This window comes from Mesorhizobium sp. P2_D6, assembly GCF_056404315.1.
Map to the genome: position 1 here is coordinate 606,900 of NZ_JBFUEG010000003.1, position 19,925 is coordinate 626,824.

Here is a 19,925-nt window from a genome sequence, read left to right on the forward strand (position 1 = left end):
TGCAAATGTTGCGCTGCATTGTCAGTGTCGGTCCGCGAACCGCAGGTTGCATGGGGGCGAAAAGGTGACTGCTGCACAGCCGGACGCTGCGCAAGCCGAATGGCTGGCCAAACTGCACAAGCAGTTGCTGTCGGATGATTCGATCCAGTTCGACCTGCCGGCCTATGTGCAGCCCCAGCCCCCCGAGTGGCTGAAGCCGTTTGGCGAGTTCCTGAAATGGCTTGGCCCCTACATGATCTACCTGTTCTGGGGCGCTGTGATCACAGGTGCCGCTATCATCCTGTTGCTGATTTTGCTCGAGGTGAAAGGCGTTGCCTGGCGCCTGCCGTGGCGGCGCAAGAAGAGCGTGGCGGAGGCGGAAGGGACATGGCGTCCCGACGTCGGTGCGGCCCAGATCCTGTTGTCGGAAGCCGATGCGCTGGCTGCCCGCGGCGAGTATGACGAAGCGGTGCATCTCCTGCTTCGCCGCAGTGTCGCCGACATTGCCGGGCGCCTGCCCGACTTCTTGCGCCCGTCGCTGACCGCGCGCGACATCGCCAATGCTGCTTCGATCCCAACACGGGCACGCAGCGCCTTCACCCAGATCGCGCGCATCGTCGAAGCGGCGCTGTTCGCGCGCCGGCCGGTCGGACCCGAGGGCTGGCAGGAGGCGCGCGGCGCCTATGAGCGATTCGTCTTCAGGGATGCCTGGGTGTGAGTGCTTCGACCGCCGACATCGCCCAACAGGAAACGTTCAGCCGAAGGACGCTGTTCTGGGGCATTTTTGCCAGCTTGCTCGCGGCGGGGGGCTTCTTCCTGTTGTCCACCTATGCCCCTGACTTCCGTCAGCCCAGCGTCGGCGGCGCGACGCCGCTGTCGAAGAGCGGCATCGGCTATGCGGGCCTGGCGGAATGGCTGAAGCTGACCGGCGAAGCCCCCGATATGGCACGGTCCGACAGCGACCTCGAGACCGAAATGCTGCTGGTCGTCACCATCTCACCCGACAGCGATCCAGATGCGCTCTCCAACATCATCAAGCTTCGCAAGGGTATGGATACGCTGTTCGTGCTGCCCAAATGGGCGACCTTGCCGCTGTTCCAGCATGAGGGCTGGGAGATGAAGATCGAGCGGCTGCCGGCCGTCGTGGTGAACGACTGGCTCGGCCGCATCACCAAAGCCAAGCTCGGCGAGGGCGAGACCACGGTCAAGCAACTCGATGTGGCAGGTCAGACGGTTACCGTTCCCGACCAGCTGCAATGGGTGGCCGACGAAACCCCGCTCATTGACGCCGGCAAAGGAAAGGCCGTGCTGACCGAGGTGGAAGACGAGCGGTTCTATATCCTGACCGACCCCGACCTGATCAACAATGCCGCGCTCAAGGATCCCGACAAGGCAGCGGCGGCGCTGAAGCTGATCGAGTTCCTGCAGTCCGAAGAGGGTCCGGTGATGTTCGACCTGACGCTGCACGGTTTCGGGCGAAAATACGACCTCGCCAAGCTCCTGGTCGAACCGCCTTTCCTGGCGTTGACGCTGACCATCCTGGCGGCGGCAGCACTTGCGTTCCTGCATGGCCTTGGCCGGTTCGGTCCGCCGCGGGCCGATCAGCGCGCCATCGCCTTCGGCAAGCGCGCGCTGGTCGACACCACGGCGATGCTGTTGCGCCGCGCCGGCCGGCTGGAGGAACTGGGCGACCGCTATGGCGCGTTGGCGCGGGTGCGCGCCGGCGCTTTGCTCGGCGCGCCGCATGGTTTGCAGGGCGAAGCGCTCGACCGCTGGCTCGATTCCCGCGATAAGGACGAACCCGGCGGTTTCACGACCCGCCTGCAAGCCGCCGACGCGGCAAAGACCCTGACACAAATGCATGAGGCAGCCGAAAAGCTGCATGACTGGACGGCAAGGAGGCTCGGTGAACGTCGATGATGTGAAGGCCCTGGCGACGCAGATCAGGGAAGAGGTGGCCAAGGCCGTCACCGGGCAACACGATACGGTCGATCTGATGCTGACGGCATTGTTCGCTGGCGGGCATATATTGCTCGAGGGACCACCGGGCACAGCCAAGACGATGACGGCGCGCTGCTTTGCCCAGGCGCTGGGCGTCGCCTATGGCCGCATCCAGTTCACTCCCGACCTGATGCCCGGCGACATCGTCGGCTCCAACATCTACAATTTCCAGACCGGGCAATTCACGCTGACGCACGGTCCAATCTTCTGCGACCTGCTGCTTGCAGACGAAATCAACCGCACACCGCCAAAGACCCAGGCCGCCCTTCTGGAGGCGATGCAGGAGCATGCCGTCACCTTTGACGGCACCACCCATTCGCTCGGCCAGAATTTCATGGTGGTGGCGACGCAGAACCCGATCGAACACCAGGGCGTCTATCCGCTGCCGGAGGCCCAGCTCGACCGCTTCCTGTTCAAGCACCGGGTGAGCTACCCCGACGCGCAAGAGGAAAAGGCGATCATCATCCATCACGGCGGCGGCACCGCCTCACACGATATCAAGCAGTACGGCATCACCGCCCAGGCCGACCGCAAGACGCTGGAAAAGGCGCTGGCGACCGTCGGCGAGGTCACGCTGGTCGACGATGTCGTCGATTATGTCGCAAGGCTGGTGCGGGCGACGCGCGCCAGCCCCGATCTGGAGGTTGGCGCCAGCCCGCGCGCGGGCGCCATGCTGGCGAGAGCGGCACGCGCCCGGGCAGCGCTCGACGGCCGTGCCTATGTCATCCCCGACGACGTCAAGGCGCTTGCCGTGCCAGCGCTGCGCCATCGCGTGATCCTTTCGCCGGCGGCGCAGATCGACGGCCGCCTGGTCGAGCAGATCGTGACCGACCTTGTCGACCACACGGAAGCGCCACGTTGATCTATCCGAGCGGCCAGGCAGTCTGGGCAGGTGCGGCAGGTGCAATACCGGCCTTCCTGATCGCGCTCGCGCTGCCGTCGCTGTGGTATCTCGGCCTGCTGTGGATCTGCGTGCTGCTTGCTTTCCTGGCTGTGGACGCGGCCGCCGGGCGCGGACGCGCTTCCCTGGACGCCACCATCCATGCACCGCCGCAAGTCAGCGTCGGCGGCCAGTTCACCGTCAATGTCACCGCCAGGCTCAGCGGGCGTCCGCGCGCGGTGCAGGCGCGTCTCGGCCATGATGAGCGGCTGGAGCCGCTGGGAGGCACCGGCGGCGCATTGACTGCTGAGGCCGGCAGCGCATCGCTCGACCTCAAATTCCAGGCGCTGCGGCGCGGCATGGCCAGGTTCGATCGCCTGTGGGTGCGCTGGCGCGGGCCGTTCGGTCTGGTCTGGAATCAGGTCGTCCTGCCGATGGACAACAAGGTCGCGGTGCTGCCTGATATCCGCAGCGCCCGCGACGAGGCGATCACGCTTCTGCAGCGCCAGTCGCTGCCCGACGGCCATGCGCAACGCCGCGCCGGCCAGGGCCGCGAATTCGAGGCGCTCAAGGACTACCAGCCCGGTATGGGCCGGCGCATGATCGACTGGAAGCGCAGCGCCCGCCACGGCAGGCTTCTGGCGCGCGAGTTCCGCATCGAGGAGAACAACAACATCGTTCTCGCCATCGATAGCGGCCGGCTGATGTGCGAGCCCGTCGACGGCGTGCCGAAGGTCGACCGCGCCGTCACTGCCGCCTTGCTGACGGCGTTCATTGCGCTGAAGGGCGGCGACATGATCAGCCTGTTCGGCTTCGATGCGCGGCCGCGCGTTTCCAGCGGCGCCGTGCGCGGCTCGGCCAGCTTCGCCATGATCCAGAAGCGCGCGGCCGAGATCGACTATTCCACCGAAGAGACCAATTTCACATTGGCGCTGACCACGCTTGCGGCGCGGCTCGACCGGCGTTCGCTGGTGATCATCTTCACCGACTTCGTCGATCCGATCAGCGCCGAACTGATGCTGCGCACCGTCGGCCGACTCACCGAACGGCATCTGGTGCTGTTCATGATGATGAAGGATGTCGAGCTGGAGACACTGGCCGACATGTCGCCGGATACACCGGAGGATGTAGCGCGCTCGGTCGTCGCCGGTGGGCTGTTGCGCGAAAGGCAGGTCGTCATCGGCAGGCTGCGGCTGCTCGGCGCGCATGTCATCGAGGCCGACCATCAAAGGCTGGGGCCGGCGCTGGTTGAGCGCTATCTCGAGCTCAAGCAGGAGGATCTGTTGTGAGCGCGCTGGTCGGCAAGGATGCCGTGCGCCAGTCGCTGGCGAGCTTCCGTTCGGAACGCGAGGCCGACTGGAAGGCGTTCGAGGCGCTGCTTGCCCGGGTCGAGAAACGCGCGCCGCGTACGCTGTCGGAGGACGAGTTGCTGTCGCTGCCGCTGCTCTACCGCTCGGCGCTGTCTTCGCTCTCAGTTGCGCGGGCGACGTCGCTCGACAATGCGCTGGTCGGCTATCTCGAAGCGCTGTGCCTGCGCGGCTATTTCTATCTTTATGGCGCGCGCCGCAGCTTGCGGCAGCGTATCGGCGATTTCTTCCTGCATGATTGGCCGCATGCCATTCGCGATTTGTGGCGCGAAACCTTGCTGTCGGTCGTCTTGACCTTTGTCGGCTTCGGCGCCGGCTACTGGCTGGTGACGAAAGACAAGGGCTGGTACGACGCCATCATTCCGCCGAGTCTCGCCGGCGGGCGCAACCCGGACGCTTCAGTCGAAGTGCTGCGCCAGGTGCTCTACGATGGCGCCGACAGCAACTTCCTGTCGGGCTTCGCCGCCTATCTGTTCACGCACAATGTTCAGGTGGCGATCCTGGCCTTCGCGCTCGGCTTTGCCTTTGCGGTGCCGAGCGTGCTCTTGATCCTGATGAATGGCTGCCTGCTCGGCGCGATGTTCCAGATCTACGTCGCCAAGGGGCTTGGAATAGAACTGGGCGGATGGCTGTCCATCCACGGCACCACCGAGATGTTTGCAATAGCCTTGGCGGGTGCTGCCGGCATGCGCATCGGCACGCGCATCGCCTTCCCCGGCGAACTGACCCGGATGACGGCCGCGGCCGATGCCGGGCGCGTGGCCGCCACCACCATGGTCGGGGTGACGATCATGCTTTTGTGTGCCGGCCTGCTCGAAGGCATCGGCAGGCAGGTGATCACCAGCGACCTCACGCGCTATGCGATCGGCGGTGGCATGCTGACCTTGTGGCTCTGTTACTTCTATTTGTTCAGGGTGGTGCGGCATGGCGACCGCTAGGCGCGCTGCCGGCTCGACGATACGGCCGCTGATCACGCCGGAAGGCGTCGATCTCCGGATCAAGCTCGCCGATGCCGGCACACGCGCGGCCGCCTTCCTGCTCGACTTTGTGATCATCATCATCACCGCCATCGTGATCACGATCGTCGCGCTGTTCGGGCTGGCCGGCCTCAACGGCGAAGGGGCGCAGCCGCTGTTCATCGTCTGGATCATCCTGATCTTCTTCCTGCGCAACGCCTATTTCATCGTCTTCGAGGCTGGCCGCCGCGCCGCCACGCCAGGCAAGCGGATGCTCGGCATCCGGGTGGCGTCGCGCAGCGGCGCCGGCCTTTCGGTCGACCAGGTCATCGCCCGCAATCTGATGCGCGAGATCGAGATCTTCCTACCGCTGTCGATCATCCTTGGCCGCAGCGAGATGGGGCTCGCCGACACACTGTCGACGATCTTCGGACTGGTGTGGGCGCTGCTGTTTGCACTCTTCCCGCTGTTCAACCGCGACCGCATGCGCATCGGCGACCTGTTGGCCGGAACCTGGGTGGTCGAGGCGCCGAAACTGGCGCTGGTCGAGGACCTGTCGCAACGCCAGAACGCACGCGCCCTCCGCTTCACTCAGGCGCAGCTCGATGCCTATGGCATTGCCGAATTGCACAAGCTGGAAGAGGTGCTGCGCCGCGACGACTATTTCGCGCTGAAAGCCGTGGCGGAGACGATCGGGCGCAAGATCGGCATGATGATCGAGCCGGGAGATTCCCGGGCTTTCCTCACCGGCTATTATGGCGAGCTGCGGGCACAACTCGAACGCAAGCTTCTACTGGGAACACGCAAGGCGGACAAGTATCAGCGGTAGGAAGGCACTCTAAGCGCCTGGTAACAATCACAGAACGCCAGCGCTGCCCTCATCCGCCTGCCAGCACCTTCTCCCCGTATAGTGACGAGGAGAAGAGAGCTGGCCGCAGCGCCGCGCCTATTCTGCAAAGCTGGATATTGGCGAAACCATCCGCGACAGCATCTTTCTCCCCGTCACTATACGGGGAGAAATGCCCGGCAGTGCAATGAGGGGCAGCACCAGCCGATGAAATGGAGTGCCTCTCGCCTACCCCACCCACTTCTCATAGTCGGACACCAGCAGGTGCACCGGCGCGACGTCCTCGTCGATGTTGGAGAAGCGGCCGATTGGTTCGCGGAAGACGTTGTCGGTGAGATCGTCATTGACGGTCGAGACCTCGCCGATCAGCACATCCCTCCCCTCGGCCCAGAAGGCATGCCAGACGCCCGGCAACAGCGTCACGCTCTGGCCGGGGTCGAGCTTCAAGAGCCCGCCCGCCGGCAGCCTGTGGATGGTGCCGTCGACAGGCACGGAGACTTCGGCCTTCGGATCGATGCCGCCGTCGCGGTCGTGCATGAACAGTTCCAGCACCAGCTTGCCGCCACCACGGTTGATGATGTCCTCGGCCTTGATGTTGTGGCGGTGCATCGGCGACAGCTGGTCCTTGCGCGAGATCATGATCTTCTCGGCATAGAGCATGCCCATGCCCTTCTTCATATCGGCATAGACGCCGTTGCGCACGGTGAACAGGAACAGGCCGAGCTCGTCGAATTTCTCCTGGCCGTAATCGGTGATGTCCCAGCCAAGCCGCGAGGTGAAAATAGCCGCGGAGTCAGCCTTGCGCGCCTTCATCTCCTCCGGCGACCAGTAGGCGAAGGGCGGCATGATGTAGCCGAACGAGCGGATGAAGGCGTCGGCATCGCGGATGATGTCGTTGACGGTGGAGCGTTTCATGGTGGTGATCCCTTGGCGTCGCGTTCCTGCCTAAAGCGCATAGCCGAACAGCGTTGCGGTGTCGACGCAAACTGCACGCTGGCCCCATGACATCCGGGTCGATCGGGGCCATAAGTCCAGCCAAATTTCCCAAGGTGATATTCATGCAAGGCATAGACGACCTCGATACGCCGGCGATCCTCATCGATGCGGCCCGCGCCGAAGCCAACATTGCACGAGCGCAGGCGCATGCCGATCGCCATGGGCTGAAGCTCAGGCCGCACATCAAGACGCACAAGCTGCCCTATTGGGCGAAGAAACAGGTGGCGGCGGGAGCGGTCGGCATCACCTGCCAGAAGATCGGCGAGGCTGAGGTGATGGCCGATGCCGGGCTCTCCGATATTTTTCTACCCTATAACATCCTCGGCCGCGCCAAACTGGAGCGCCTCAAGGCGCTGCATGGCCGCGTGACGCTGTCAGTGACGGCCGACAGCCGCGAGACGCTGGAGGGGCTCGCCGCCACCTTCATCGATACCGGTCATCCCCTGCCCGTTCTGGTCGAGTGCGACACCGGCATGGGCCGTTGCGGCGTGCAGAGCGTCGCCGAGGCTTTGGCGCTGGCGAAAGTGATCGATCAGGCCAACGGGCTCACCTTTGGCGGGCTGATGACCTACCCCGCGGCAGGCCGCGCCGCCGAGGCCGAATCCTGGCTGGCCGGCGCCAAGCAGGCGCTTGCCACGTCGGGTCTCGCCTGTGAACGCATCTCCAGCGGCGGCACGCCTGACATGTGGCGCCCCGGCGAAGACAGCGTCGTCACCGAATACCGCCCCGGCACCTACATCTATCTCGACCGCTATCAGGTCGCCAAAGGCGTCGGCACGCTCGACGATTGCGCGCTGACGGTGCTCGCCACGGTGGTCAGCCACCCGACGCCTGCCCGCGCCATTCTGGACAGCGGCAGCAAGGCGCTGTCCAGCGACACGCTGGGATTGCCTGAGTTTGGCGAGTTGCTCGGCATGCCCGGCGCCCGCGTCACTGGCTTAAGCGAAGAGCACGGCACGGTCACGCTTGGAAATGGGGCGAGCCTTCGCATCGGCGAGCGCGTGCGCGTGGTGCCGGACCATTGCTGCGTGGTGACGAACCTGTTCGACCAGGTGCACCTGATCGACGGCGACAAGGTGCTGGAGACGCTGCCTGTCGTGGCGCGTGGGCGGATGGGGTGAATGGCGCTTCCCTTCCCCCCTTGTGGGAGAAGGGGGAGCTCAGTTTACCTGCCGCGCCGCTACCCTGCGCATGGCGATCACCCGGCGGCGGCGGATTTCGGTGCGCATCGCCGTCAAATGCAGGGCGAAGAACAGCACGGTGAAGCCGAGCGCCATCACCAGCAGCGGCCACAGCAGACTGGGATCGATGGTCGGCCCGCCAAGCCGGAACACCGATGCCGGCTGGTGCAGCGTGTTCCACCAGTCGACCGAGAATTTGATGATCGGGATGTTGATGAAGCCGACCAGAGTGATGATGGCGGCAGCCCAGGCGGCGCGGCTGGCGTCATCCAGCGCGCGCGTCAGCGCGATGATGCCGAGATACATCAGGAAGAGGACGAACACAGACGTCAAGCGCGCGTCCCACACCCACCAGGTGCCCCACATCGGCTTGCCCCAGATGGAGCCGGTGATGAGCGCAAGCGCGGTGAAAGTGGCGCCGATCGGGGCTGCCGATTTCAGCGCGACGTCGGCCAGCGGATGGCGCCAGACCAGCGTGCCAAGTGCGGCGACGGCCATCACCGTGTAGCACATCATGGCGAGCCAGGCGAAAGGCACGTGGATGTACATGATGCGCACCGTGATGCCCTGCTGGAAATCCTCAGGCGCGGCAAAGCTCATATAGAGGCCAACGGCGAGCAGGATCGCGGCGATCGACGCCAGCCACGGCACCAGCCTGTCGGCCAGCCCGACAAAGCGCGTCGGGTTGGCAAGGTCGGTCCAGCCTGTGAGGCGTGAGGAAGTGTCGCTCATGCGGCTCTACATAGACCGGCGGCGGCTTTGGGGCAATTGAGGGAGTGTCGCAGGGCGGCGCCCCTTCCCCTTCTCCCCCTGTGGGAGAAGGTGGATCGGCGCGCAGCGCCGAGATGGATGAGGGGTGTTCCAGCGGCGTGAGGCGTTGGCGTTTCCTGGAACACCCCTCTTCCGTCGCCTTCGGCGACACCTTCTCCCACAACAAGGGGAGAAGGAAAGACCTTGAGATTAAGCCGCTTCGATATTCACAGTGCGGCTGAGGCGGCGGACTTCCTCGTCGTTGAGCAGGCCGCCGGCGCGCAGCAGGCTGGCGAAACGGCCGTTACGCAGCGACAGTTCGGCGAAGCCGCCCATCTCGACCACCTTGCCCTTGTCCATGAACACGACCAGATCGGCGTCGCGGACGGTGGTCAGGCGGTGGGCGATGATGAAGGTGGTGCGGTTGCGCCGCAGTTCATCGATCGCTTCCTTGACGCGGTCCTCGGTCTCGACGTCGAGCGCGCTGGTCGCCTCGTCGAGCACCAGGATCGGTGCGTCCTTCAGCACGGCGCGGGCAATAGCGATACGCTGACGCTCGCCGCCCGAAAGCTGGCCGCCACGCTCGCCGACGACGGTGTCGTAGCCGGCGCTCTTGGCCAGAATGAAATCCTGGGCAGCGGCAGCATTGGCGGCGGCATGGACTTCGTCATAGGTCGCCTCGGCGCGGCCGACACGGATGTTGTCCTCGATCGAGCGGTTGAGCAGGCCGGCATCCTGGAAGACGGTGGCGATCGAGTGGCGCAGCGACTTGCGGGTCACCGTGCGGGTGTCGATGCCGTCGATCAGGATACGGCCGTGGGACGGCGAGAAAACGCGCTGCAACAGATTGATCAGCGTCGTCTTGCCGGCGCCGGTCGGGCCGACGATGGCAACGGTCTGGCCAGCCTGGACCTCGAACGACACGTCGTCGATGCCCTGCCCCGAATTGCCGAACTCGAAGCCGACATTCTCGAAGCGGATATGGCCGGTGACATTGGTGAGATCGCGGAGGCCATCCGGCTCGGCGGCGTCGGCGGCAGAGTCCTCGAGATGGTAGAAGTCCTCGAGCTTGGCGCGGGCTTCCGAAATCTGGTTGGCGAAAGCCGACATCTGGTCGAGGCGAGCGATCAGCAGCGTGGCAAAGCCGGTGAAGGCGATGACGTCGCCGATCTTGAGCTGGCCATGGGTGACGAGATAAGCGCCGATCAGCAGCACGACCATCATCGAAATGGTCGACGACAGGCGGTGCAGCGCATTGGCCATCGCCCACCAGTCGAGCACGGGGTTCTGCGCATCGAGCAGGTTCTTGACGTAGCGGCGCAGCGTATCGGCCTCATGGCCGAGACGGTTGTAGCTCTGCAGCACGGCGACGTTGCTGACCGAGTCGGTCACATGCGCAAACACCTTGTGGTAGTGACGCTCGACGGCGGCCTGGCCTGCCTTGGTGCGCTTCATCACCAGGCGGCCGATACCGACATAGAGAACGCCAAGGCCCATCAGCACCATGGACATGCGCAGATCCATGCTGATTGCGGTGGGGATCAGCAGAGCAAGCGCAACGGCCGTCGACAGATGCTGGCGCATGAATTCAAGCCACAGGCTGAACAGCGTCTCGACAGCGCGCAGCAGCGTGTGCAGCGCGTTGGAGGTGCCGCGCTGATGGTGCCAGGCAAGCGGCATGGTGATCACGCGCTCGAACGACTGGCACAGCACTTCGCTGCGGCGCTTGTGGGCAAAACGGTCAGCGCCACGCGCCACCAGCACGAAGGCAATGATGTTGAAGGCGCCGAGGCCGGCCCAGAGAGCCAGCGTCGAAAACACCGAACCCTTATCGGAGATGGCGTCGATCACCCGACCGAACATGATCGGCTCGAGGATGGCGATGATGGCAAGCGCGACATTCGCACCGCAGATCAACGCAACGCGTTTCCTGTCGGCTGCGAGATAACCCAGCGCTCTCCAGTAGATTTGCAGAAGTGACACTTCAGCTACTCCGCCCAAACATTCATTGTGCACTGCACCATTTCTTGACACGTATCGGTTAACGGGTCGCAAAACAATGCCCGTCTACCTCTTCCGTTCCCATTCCGCGAACAAAAGATGACGACGCTGCGAAATCTGCCGTGATCACCTAACGGTTTGAGATAAAAGGTGAAATGTCAGTCTTGCGGCAAAATCATGGCACGTGCCCAAGGCTGCCACATTTTTAATCACCCACGCCCGGCAGCGCCAATACATAAGAAGCAGGGCTGCCTTGCGCCATGCGCATGACCAATAGAAACGCGCGCCCTGAAAGGCGCGCGCAAATTGGTTCAAGCCTTTGATTTTACGCGGGTATCTTGACGATCACCTCGGTCTTGTCACCGGCTTTCGGCTCAAAGCCGGAAGACTTTGTCTTGGTTCCATTGACTTCGAGCGAGATGGTCTTGGCCTTTTTGTCGCGGATGACGCGAACTTGGACCTCGGCCCCCAGCATCTTGAGCGTTGCCGAGTAACCGTCCCAGTGGCTGGGCAGTTTGGGCCGGAACGTGATCTGCTTGCCGCGCCGCTCGATGCCCAGAATGCCTTCGACGGCGGCACGGTAGAGCCATCCGGCTGAGCCCGTGTACCAGGTCCAGCCACCCCGACCGCTCTTGCCTTCACCCGAATAGATGTCGGCGGCGACGACGTAGGGCTCGACCCGGTAGTGCTCGGCCGACGCATCGTCGAGCGCATGGTTGACCGGGTTCAGCATCGAGAAGCAGCGATAGGCATCGTCGGTGCGGCCCATTTCGGCGAGCGCAATGACGAACCAGGTCGCTGCATGGGTGTACTGGCCGCCGTTCTCGCGCACGCCCGGCGGGTAGCTCTTGATGTAGCCGGGGTCCTTTTGCGTGTTCTGGAAGGCCGGGGTGAACAGCTTGACGATCTTGAGCTTGTCGTCGACCAGCAAGTTCGTCGCCTGCTGCATCGCCGTGGTCGAGCGCGCCGGGTCGCCCTCGCCGGAGAGCACGCTCCACGACTGCGCGATCGAGTCGATCTTGCACTCGTCCGAATTGTGCGAGCCGAGCGGCGTGCCGTCATCGTAGCTGCCGCGCCGGTACCATTGGCCGTCCCAGGCGGTGCTTTCCAGTGCTCGCTTCAGCACGTCGGCGTGTTTTGTCCAGGCCTGCGCCCGCTTGGTGTCGCTTTGCCCCTTGGCGACAGCGGCAAAGTCGCCAAGCGTCTTCAGCAGGAACCAGCCAAGCCACACGCTCTCGCCTTTGCCTTGCTCGCCGACGCGGTTCATGCCGTCGTTCCAGTCGCCCCCGAGGATCAGCGGCAGCCCGGCCGGACTGCTGCGCTTGACCGCAAGGTCGAGCGCCCGCGCGCAATGGTCGTAGAGCGAGGCATGCGTCTTGGAGATCTCGGGGGTGAAGAAAGCATCATGCTCGCCCTCGCCCAGAACCTGCCCGTCGATGAAGGGCAGCTGCTCCTCGAGTATCCCTGTATCGCCAGTCACCTCGATATACCTGTTGGTGGCGTGCGCCAGCCAGACCACGTCGTCCGAGATCAGGGTGCGCACGCCGGCGTCGGTGCGCGGCAGCCACCAATGCTGGACGTCGCCTTCGGGGAACTGCCGGCGCGCCGCGTTGAGGATCTGGTCGCGCGCCAGCTTCGGATCATGCGCCAGCAGGGCCAGCGTGTCCTGCAGCTGGTCGCGGAAGCCGAAGGCGCCGCTCGCCTGGTAGAAGGCCGAGCGGGCGCGGATGCGGCAGGCCAGGCTCTGATACGGCAGCCAGTGGTTGACCATGGCGTCGAGCGCCTTGTCCGGCGTCTCGACCTGGATGGTGTCGAGGAAGCCGCGCCAGACGCGTTCATTGTCGGCAAGCCGCTGGTCAAAATCCTTGCCCGAATGGGTCCGCACCAGCGCGCTCGCTTCGGCTGGATTGGCGGCATCGCCGAGCAGCCAGACGAGCGTGACGTCGCCGCCGGCGGGGATGTCGACGTCGCTGGCGACAGCCGCGCAAGGATCATCGCCTGCCTCGACGCGGCCCGACAGGCCGGCGCCGCTGACCACGGCGTGCGGGAAGGCGCTGGTGCCCTGCCTGCCGATGAACTCGCCGCGATCGGCTGTCACCGAATGCACCGGCCCGGCAGCGGCCAGGAAGGCCACCCGGTCGCCGAAATCGAGCCCGTACGGGTTTTGCGCCAAGAGCGCGCCGGTCGCCGAATCCCTCGACGGGATGATGGTGGCCGCCGTGCTCGAACGATGGCTGCCGAGAACCCATTCGGCATAGGCATAGACGCGCAGCCGCGCCGGTGCCGAGCCCGCGTTCTGGATGCGCAGCCGCGTGATCTTCACCGGATCGGTGGGATCGACCACATGCGTCAGATCCATCGACAGCGGGCCGCGCTTCGACCGGAAGGTCGAAAAGCCCTGGCCATGCCATGTCTCGTAAGTCATCGAGGGATCGCGCACTACAGCGGCAAGCGGCGAGAACGACTTGCCGCTTGCATAGTCGTAGATGTAGACGCCCTCGCCCGGTCGGTTGGTGACCGGATCGTTCGACCACGGCGTCAGCTGGTAGTCGCGGCTGTTGCGGCTCCAGGTGAAGGCGGCCCCCTCAGCCGAGACATGGAAGCCGAACGAGGCGTTGGAGACGACGTTGATCCACGGCTGCGGCGTCGTGCGCCGGCCGGCAAGGCGGGTGACGTAGTGGCGGCCATCGCCTTCGAAACCGCCGAAGCCGTTCCATTGGCTGAGGCCGCTGCCGTCGGCACTGGCGTCAGACGCAGCATGGTATGCAGGCGCCACCGGCACTGGCAGAGCCGTTTCGCGAAGGGTCGCAGCACCCGCCGGCTGCAAGGCATCGCGGGCCTGCAAGGCTGCCGCCTCGGCGCGCTCGATCTGGTCGAAGATGGTGCCATTACGGGTGTGCAGCACGACGCGGGCGACGGCCAGCAACGTCTTGTAGGTCGCTTCGTCCATCAGGTCGCGGCGCACCGCGAAGATATGCTGGCGCGGCCCGAGCTCCTTGCCGCGCAAGCGACTGTTTTCGCACAGCGTCTCGACCGCGCGCTGCAGGTCCTGCACATAGGACGAGGCCTGCTCATTGACGACGACGAAGTCGATCATCATGCCGCGGGCGCGCATATACTCCTGGAAGCGCAGCGCCTGGGCGACGATTTCGAGGTCGGCGACATCGCCGATGCGGACCAGGAAGATCGGGAAATCGCCGGAGATGCTGGTCGGCCACAGGCTGGACTGCTTGCCCAGCCCCGAAGCAATGGATTCGGCCGGCAGGCGCAGGAACGGATCGGGATAGATCAGATAGCGTGCCAGCTTCTGCACATTGGCGGCGTCGGTCAGGCTGAGGCCAAGGTGGCGGGTCTGCACCTGCGAACGCGTCCAGGCTAGCATCGCCTGGCGAGCGAAGCTTTCGGGATGGTCGAGCCTGGCGATGGCTTCGTCGAGTTCGGTGCGGTTGGCACCAACGGCGGTCCAGAAGGTCAGCGAGATCTTCTTGTTGGCCGGCACCCGCACCTGGCGGCGCAGCGCCGCGACCGGATCGAGCGTGAAGCCATGATGGCCGCCAAGTTTGGCGCCCGGATCAAAAGCGGCGGCCTCGGCGATGGTGCGGCCACGGCCGATAAAGGCGCGGCGGTCGGTCTCGGCCTCGGCATCGCGCGCCGATCCCGACGGATCGGTGACGAAATGCACCATGGTGAGGTCGGGCTCGTTCTTGTCGCGCTTGCGCCTGGTGGCGAAGATGGCGCCGTTGTTGGCAGCGATCTCGGTCTCGATGAACATTTTCGAGAATGCCGGATGGGCGTTGTCCGAAGCTTCGTTGCCGAGCACCAGTTCGGCAAAGGAGGTCACCTCGATATGCCGGTCGGTAGCGCCGTCATTGTAAAGGGTGACGCGCCGTCCTTCGCCATTGCCTTCCGAGATGACGATGCACTCGACCTCCGAACGCAGCGAACCCACTGTTTTGACGAAGCTCGCCTTGTCGTCGGAAAACAGCGTCTGCACTCTCTCGCCGGTCGCCTGCCTCGGCTCGGCGGTGGCCGACCACCAGTCGCCGGTGCCGGCATCTCTAAGGAAGATGTAGGAACCGAGCCGGTCTTCGGTCGGATCGGGCTGCCAGCGGGTGACGGCGAGTTCGCCCCAGCGGCTGTAGCCGGAGCCGGTTGCCGAGACCATGACGGAGTAACGGCCGTTGGACATGACGCTGGTGGCGCGCAGCGCCTTCAGCGGGTCGAGGACAATGCGGGAATCCGGGCTCTCGACCTCGGTCTCGTCCTTCGAGCGCTCGTCGGCTTCTGTCCTGACGGTGGCGGTCGGGATGTCGCGCGGCGCCCTCTCCTGCAGCAGGAGTTCGGCAGACTCGATCACCGGATCGCTGTGGAAGCGGTCACGCAGCCGGCCTTCGAAGATGGCGTCGGCAACGGCGGCGATCGACATGCCGGAATGGTGGGCCATGTAGTTCAGCACGACGGCGTGGTCGGTGCCTTCCGGCACGCGCTGCGGCGTGTAATCGACGGCGTCATAATAGCCGTGCCGGCCCATCGCGCCGATCGAGCGCAACCGGGCTAGATTCTGGACGGATTCGCGCGGTGTGAACTGCGCTGCAAGGATCGTGGCGTAGGGCGCGATCACCGTGTTCTGGCCAAGACCGCGCTTGAGGCCAAGTCCGGGCACGCCGAAATTGGTGTACTGGTAGGTCAGTTCGCGGTCGCGGGCGTTGTAGGCCGCTTCCGAAATGCCCCACGGCACATTCTTCGAGCGCGCATACTGGATCTGGCGCTTGATGATCAGCTTGCTGGTCTGGTTGAGGATCGAGCCCTGCGGCTCCTTCATCACCAGCGGCGGCATCAGATACTCGAACATCGAGCCCGACCAGGACATCAGCGCGCCCTGGAAGCCTATTTCGACAATCGGTCGTCCGAGCCGGAACCAGTGCTCGGTCGGCAGATCGCCCTTGGCAATGGCAAACAGGCTGGTCAACCGTGCCTCGGAGGCGAGCAGATCGTAGCAGCTCTCGTCGAGCTGGTGTTCCTCGACCCGGTAGCCGATCGAGAGCAGTTTTCTTTCCTGCCGCATCAGGAAGGAGAAATCCATCTCGAAGGCATAGCGGCGGCAGCGCTCGCGCAGCGCCAAGAGCTTGGCGCGCAAGGCCTCAACGGCGTTCTCGTCGCTGTGCGAGTCATGCACATGCGCCTCGCAGGTCGCTTCCAGTCTAGCTGCCCAGTCGGCGATGACGTCGCTGCGCTGCGACCCAGCCTCGGTGTGGATGGCGGTGGCGAGCTTGCGGATCTCGCCGGCCAGCACGGCCAGATTGATGGTGCGGATCGAGGCCATTTCCGGCTGCGCCTTGATGGTCATGACGGCCCGTCGCATGCCGTCGAGACGGTCGGCGAGCCGCTGGCGCAGCGGTCTCAACTGCCGGCGGTCGTCAGGCAATTCCTCAAGGCTCTCGTCGAGGATCGTCACCGTGTCGAGGACGCCTTCGAAATCGCCCTGCAGATGGACGGACGGGGCTTCGGCCCATTCGGCGCAGGCAGCCGCGACCGCGACCAGATGTCCGGCGAGGTTGCCGCTGTCGACCGCCGAGATATAGAGCGGATAGAGCGGCTTCAGCGTCGTGGTGTCGTACCAGTTGAAGAGGTGGCCGCGGTTGCGCGGCATGCTCTCGATGGTCGTCATCGTCGCGTCGATGCGGGTGATGGCGTCGGAGAGCGCAATCCAGCCGAAATCGCGTGCCGACACCACCGACAGGAGATAGACGCCGATATTGGTCGGTGACGTGCGCGGCGCCACCACCGGCGCCGGGCTTTCCTGGAAATTGTCGGGCGGCAGGTTGTGGTGCTCGGCCGTGACGAAGGTTTCGAAATAGTGCCAGGTGCGGCGCGCCACGGTGCGCAGCGCATGGATATCGGCCTGCGATATGCGCAGACGGTCCTCGGTCTCGGCCGAGCGGCTGATCCAGCAGGCAACGGCCGGCGAGCCGATCCAGAACAGAGCGAAGAAGAAGGCGACAAAGGCGCCGGTAGAATCGGCCAGCACGGGGATAGCGAGACCGACGACGCCGATGATAACGGCGCCATACATCATGCTGTAATAGGAGCCGAGGTCGTTGTCGCCGCCCTTGTGCGCCTGCGACGCCGTGCGCCATTCCAAAAGGTTCTGGCGGCTGACGAACAGGCGGTAGAGCGTGCGCACGATGGCATCGCCCATCATCCAGGCATTGTGCGCCATCAAAAGCACTTTCAGCGCCACCAACGCCGTGCCGAAGACGGTGTCACGCGCCAGCGCCGAGAAATGGCCGCGCGGCGTCTGGTCGCCGCTCTTGGGCAAGATGGCGTTGATGACATCGAAAGTCGGCGCCATGAACAGCGACAGGATGAGCAGCGCCTGCCATTGCGCGGCCTGCGTGAAGGGCAGCAGCGTCCAGCCGGCGATCGCCGCCATCACCCAGAAGATCGGGGTCAGCGAACGGCGCAGATTGTCGATCATCTTCCAGCGCGACAGCGCCGGCACGCCGGAACGCGGGCTGAAGATGAAGCGCAGCAACTGCCAGTCGCCACGCGCCCAGCGGTGATGACGCGAGGCGTCGACCGAATAGCGGGTCGGATAGTCCTCGACCAGTTCGACGTCGGTGACGAGCGCCGCGCGCGCCAGCGCACCTTCGAGCAGGTCGTGGCTGAGGATGGTGTTTTCCTCGATGCGTCCCTTCAGCGCCGCCTCGAAGGCGTCGACGTGATAGAGACCCTTGCCGGTGAAGGAGCCGTCGCTGAAGACGTCCTGGTAGAGATCCGACACGGCAAAGACGTAAGGGTCGAGACCGCTGTTGGACGAAAAGACGCGCTGGAAGAAAGAGGCGTCGTCGCCGCTGGTGAGCGATGCCGTGATGCGCGGCTGGAGGATGGTGTAGCCGGCGGTGACGACACGCTTTGCCGCGTCGAAATGCGGGCGGTTGATCGGATGGGCGAGCTTGCCGACCAGCGACGACACGGCGTCGCGCGTGGTGCGTGTGTCGGCGTCCAGCGTCATGACGTAGACGACCTTTTCCGGCAGCGGCACGTCGAGCGGCAGGAAGGTGGTGTCGCTGTCGCCGCGCAAGAGAAGGTTCAGCTCGTGCAGCTTGCCGCGCTTGCGCTCCCAGCCCATCCAGGCGCCCTGCGCCTGGTTGTAGAGCCGGCGGCGATGCAGGATATAAAAACGCGGCGCGCCCTCGGAGGGGTAGCGGGCATTGAGCCTGGCGATCTCGTCGCGCGCATATTGCAGGATCTCGATGTCGGCGGCATCGATCTCAGTCTTGGAATCCGGCCAATCGGATAGCAGCGCGAAATGGATTTCGTCTGCGGTATTGGCGAGGTGATGCACCTCGATGTTGCGGATGTTTTCCTCGACATCGTCGCGTGAGCCGATCAGCGAGGGAACAACGACCAGCGTGCGTGAGGCGGCCGGGATGCCGTGCTTGTAGTCATAGCCAACCAGCCGCGTCGGCTTCAGGAACAGCGAAACGACGGTGTTGAAAAAGGCGAGCGCACCTTCGCTGGCCGGCACAGCAAACAGCGCCAGCATCAACGTGATCGAGGGAACCGAGAGCCCCAGATGGGCAAGCGCATTGCCTGAGACAACCAGCAGCAGCACCGTCAGCAGGAAGACGGGCACCACGATGCCCAGCCAACCGGTGCTGGTGAAGGCGCGCTTGACAGTCACATAGAAAGGCGGCCGGTAGCCGATCGCCTTTTCCAGATCCGGCCGGCGCGGGCCGACCAGAAAGAAGCCGACATCGGTATGCATGGTCGGATCGGCTGATGCATCCGGCACGCCGGAGGCATCGGTGACGCCGGGGACATGGCCGGCAAGCTCGATCGCCTTTTCGGCGACGCGGAATTCGGAGAGATCCGAGCGGCGCGCCAGTTGCTCGATCGACGTGCGGTACTGGTCACGCGAAAAGAAATCGAGCGCGGCGAAATCGGTGCGCTCGCGCAGCAGCGTGTCGATGCGGCTGACGCCTTCGAACCAGACCGTCCAGTCGACGTCGTTGATAAGCCGCAGGCCGCGGATGATGTTGCCGGTGGTGACATTGCCGCTGGACAGCGTGCGATGCTCGGAAATGATGATTTCCTCGGCGTCGGAGCCGGTCTTCTCGAGCTCGACCTCCAGCCATTCCAGCGCCCTGCCGGCATTTTGCGAGCCGTCGCGCAGGCGGTAGAGCAACTGCGTGGCAAAGGTGGTGTCCTGGGCATGGGCGCCATAGCTCGACAGGATCTTCTGCCGGTCGGCATTGTCGTCGGTCGCCAGAACCCGGTCGGCGACCTCGTTGGCGATGTGGCGCATCTGCCTGGTGCGGTCGACGCGCACGGCGATGCGGCGCAGGTTTTCGATCAGCACGAAGCGCAGCAGCGAAGGCAGCGCCCAGAGTTCGCCGATCTTCAGCGGCTCGACCGACTGAAAGCCTTCGACGATAGCCTTGAACATGGTCGCCGAGACCGAACTGTCGGAATGGGCGACATAGCTCCAGGCCAAGGCCAGCGCGCGCGGCACGGCCTCGCCATCGGACAGTTTCAGGGTCGGCAACTGCCGGTAGAAACGGCGCGGCAGGTCGCGCTTGACCTGAAAGATGGTCTCCTCGACCAGATAATTGTTGTCGAGCAGCCATTGTGCGGCAGGCGTAATGGTTTCGCCCTTGGCCTGAGCGGCATTGGTCGAGCGGTAGACTTCGAGGATTTTCTTGGCACTGTCGCGGATGCGGGCCTGGAAATCGAACGGCGTCAGGCCGAACAGGTCCTTGACGTCGCCCTTGGCGAGGCTGTCGCCCAGCGCGCGCAGACGCTCTTCTGGCAGGAAATTGGAGCGTATCGGCTCTTCGGTGATGGCCGGGAAGCTGGCGCTGGTCTTTTCGATCTGGGCAGGATTTGTCTGGATATTCATTGAAGATTCCGCATGGGGGACGCGATGCGGCGTCACCGCCACGGCAATGTCCCTAAAACCGA

The 19,925-nt window shown here is 64.5% G+C and carries 11 protein-coding genes; 7 read left to right on the plus strand and 4 right to left on the minus strand.

Annotation, left to right across the window (positions count from 1 at the left end):
• Positions 1 to 64: 64 nt before the first annotated feature.
• Genes AC1D1L_RS09470 through AC1D1L_RS09495 form a run of 6 tightly spaced genes read left to right on the plus strand, consistent with a single transcriptional unit; the run spans position 65 to position 6,012 of the window.
• Entirely contained in the window at positions 65 to 697 is a 633-nt protein-coding gene (locus AC1D1L_RS09470) for a DUF4129 domain-containing protein (RefSeq protein WP_477340689.1), read from the plus strand.
• Positions 694 to 1,899 (plus strand): DUF4350 domain-containing protein, encoded by a 1,206-nt coding sequence (locus AC1D1L_RS09475; protein ID WP_477340691.1) that lies wholly within the window; start codon positions 694 to 696, stop codon positions 1,897 to 1,899. Before AC1D1L_RS09470 ends, AC1D1L_RS09475 begins: the two co-directional genes overlap by 4 nt.
• Positions 1,886 to 2,842 (plus strand): AAA family ATPase, encoded by a 957-nt coding sequence (locus AC1D1L_RS09480; RefSeq protein ID WP_477340693.1) that lies wholly within the window; start codon positions 1,886 to 1,888, stop codon positions 2,840 to 2,842. Before AC1D1L_RS09475 ends, AC1D1L_RS09480 begins: the two co-directional genes overlap by 14 nt.
• Positions 2,839 to 4,149: a DUF58 domain-containing protein gene (locus AC1D1L_RS09485; protein ID WP_477340695.1), complete on the plus strand. Its 1,311-nt coding sequence runs from the start codon at positions 2,839 to 2,841 to the stop codon at positions 4,147 to 4,149. The genes AC1D1L_RS09480 and AC1D1L_RS09485 overlap by 4 nt, the downstream gene beginning before the upstream one ends.
• A complete protein-coding gene (locus tag AC1D1L_RS09490; RefSeq protein WP_477340697.1) occupies positions 4,146 to 5,165 on the plus strand; it encodes a stage II sporulation protein M in 1,020 nt (339 codons plus the stop codon). Before AC1D1L_RS09485 ends, AC1D1L_RS09490 begins: the two co-directional genes overlap by 4 nt.
• Entirely contained in the window at positions 5,152 to 6,012 is an 861-nt protein-coding gene (locus AC1D1L_RS09495; protein WP_477340699.1) for an RDD family protein, read from the plus strand. Before AC1D1L_RS09490 ends, AC1D1L_RS09495 begins: the two co-directional genes overlap by 14 nt.
• Positions 6,013 to 6,258: 246 nt before the next feature.
• On the opposite strand, the gene AC1D1L_RS09500 is transcribed toward AC1D1L_RS09495, so the two are convergent.
• Positions 6,259 to 6,945: a D-lyxose/D-mannose family sugar isomerase gene (locus AC1D1L_RS09500; RefSeq protein WP_477340701.1), complete on the minus strand. Its 687-nt coding sequence runs from the start codon at positions 6,943 to 6,945 to the stop codon at positions 6,259 to 6,261.
• Between the two features lie 143 nt (positions 6,946 to 7,088).
• Between AC1D1L_RS09500 and AC1D1L_RS09505 the strand changes: the two genes are divergently transcribed.
• Positions 7,089 to 8,147 (plus strand): D-TA family PLP-dependent enzyme, encoded by a 1,059-nt coding sequence (locus AC1D1L_RS09505; RefSeq protein WP_477340703.1) that lies wholly within the window; start codon positions 7,089 to 7,091, stop codon positions 8,145 to 8,147.
• 39 nt (positions 8,148 to 8,186) lie between these two features.
• Here AC1D1L_RS09505 and AC1D1L_RS09510 read toward each other — a convergent pair whose 3' ends face one another.
• From AC1D1L_RS09510 to AC1D1L_RS09520, 3 genes are all read right to left on the minus strand, one after another.
• Entirely contained in the window at positions 8,187 to 8,939 is a 753-nt protein-coding gene (locus tag AC1D1L_RS09510) for a heme ABC transporter permease (protein ID WP_477340705.1), read from the minus strand.
• A gap of 228 nt (positions 8,940 to 9,167) precedes the next feature.
• Positions 9,168 to 10,940 (minus strand): glucan ABC transporter ATP-binding protein/ permease, encoded by a 1,773-nt coding sequence (locus AC1D1L_RS09515; RefSeq protein WP_477340707.1) that lies wholly within the window; start codon positions 10,938 to 10,940, stop codon positions 9,168 to 9,170.
• A 343-nt stretch (positions 10,941 to 11,283) separates the two neighbouring features.
• On the minus strand, positions 11,284 to 19,863 hold the full coding sequence (locus tag AC1D1L_RS09520) for a glycoside hydrolase family 94 protein (RefSeq protein WP_477340709.1): 8,580 nt from the start codon (positions 19,861 to 19,863) through the stop codon (positions 11,284 to 11,286).
• Positions 19,864 to 19,925: the final 62 nt, after the last annotated feature.

Coding starts and splice junctions, on each gene's coding strand:
- AC1D1L_RS09495 (WP_477340699.1), top strand. CDS start 5,152: ATGGCGACCGCTAGGCGCGCTGCCGGCTCGACGATACGGCCGCTGATC.
- AC1D1L_RS09500 (WP_477340701.1), bottom strand. CDS start 6,945: ATGAAACGCTCCACCGTCAACGACATCATCCGCGATGCCGACGCCTTC.
- AC1D1L_RS09505 (WP_477340703.1), top strand. CDS start 7,089: ATGCAAGGCATAGACGACCTCGATACGCCGGCGATCCTCATCGATGCG.
- AC1D1L_RS09510 (WP_477340705.1), bottom strand. CDS start 8,939: ATGAGCGACACTTCCTCACGCCTCACAGGCTGGACCGACCTTGCCAAC.
- AC1D1L_RS09520 (WP_477340709.1), bottom strand. CDS start 19,863: ATGAATATCCAGACAAATCCTGCCCAGATCGAAAAGACCAGCGCCAGC.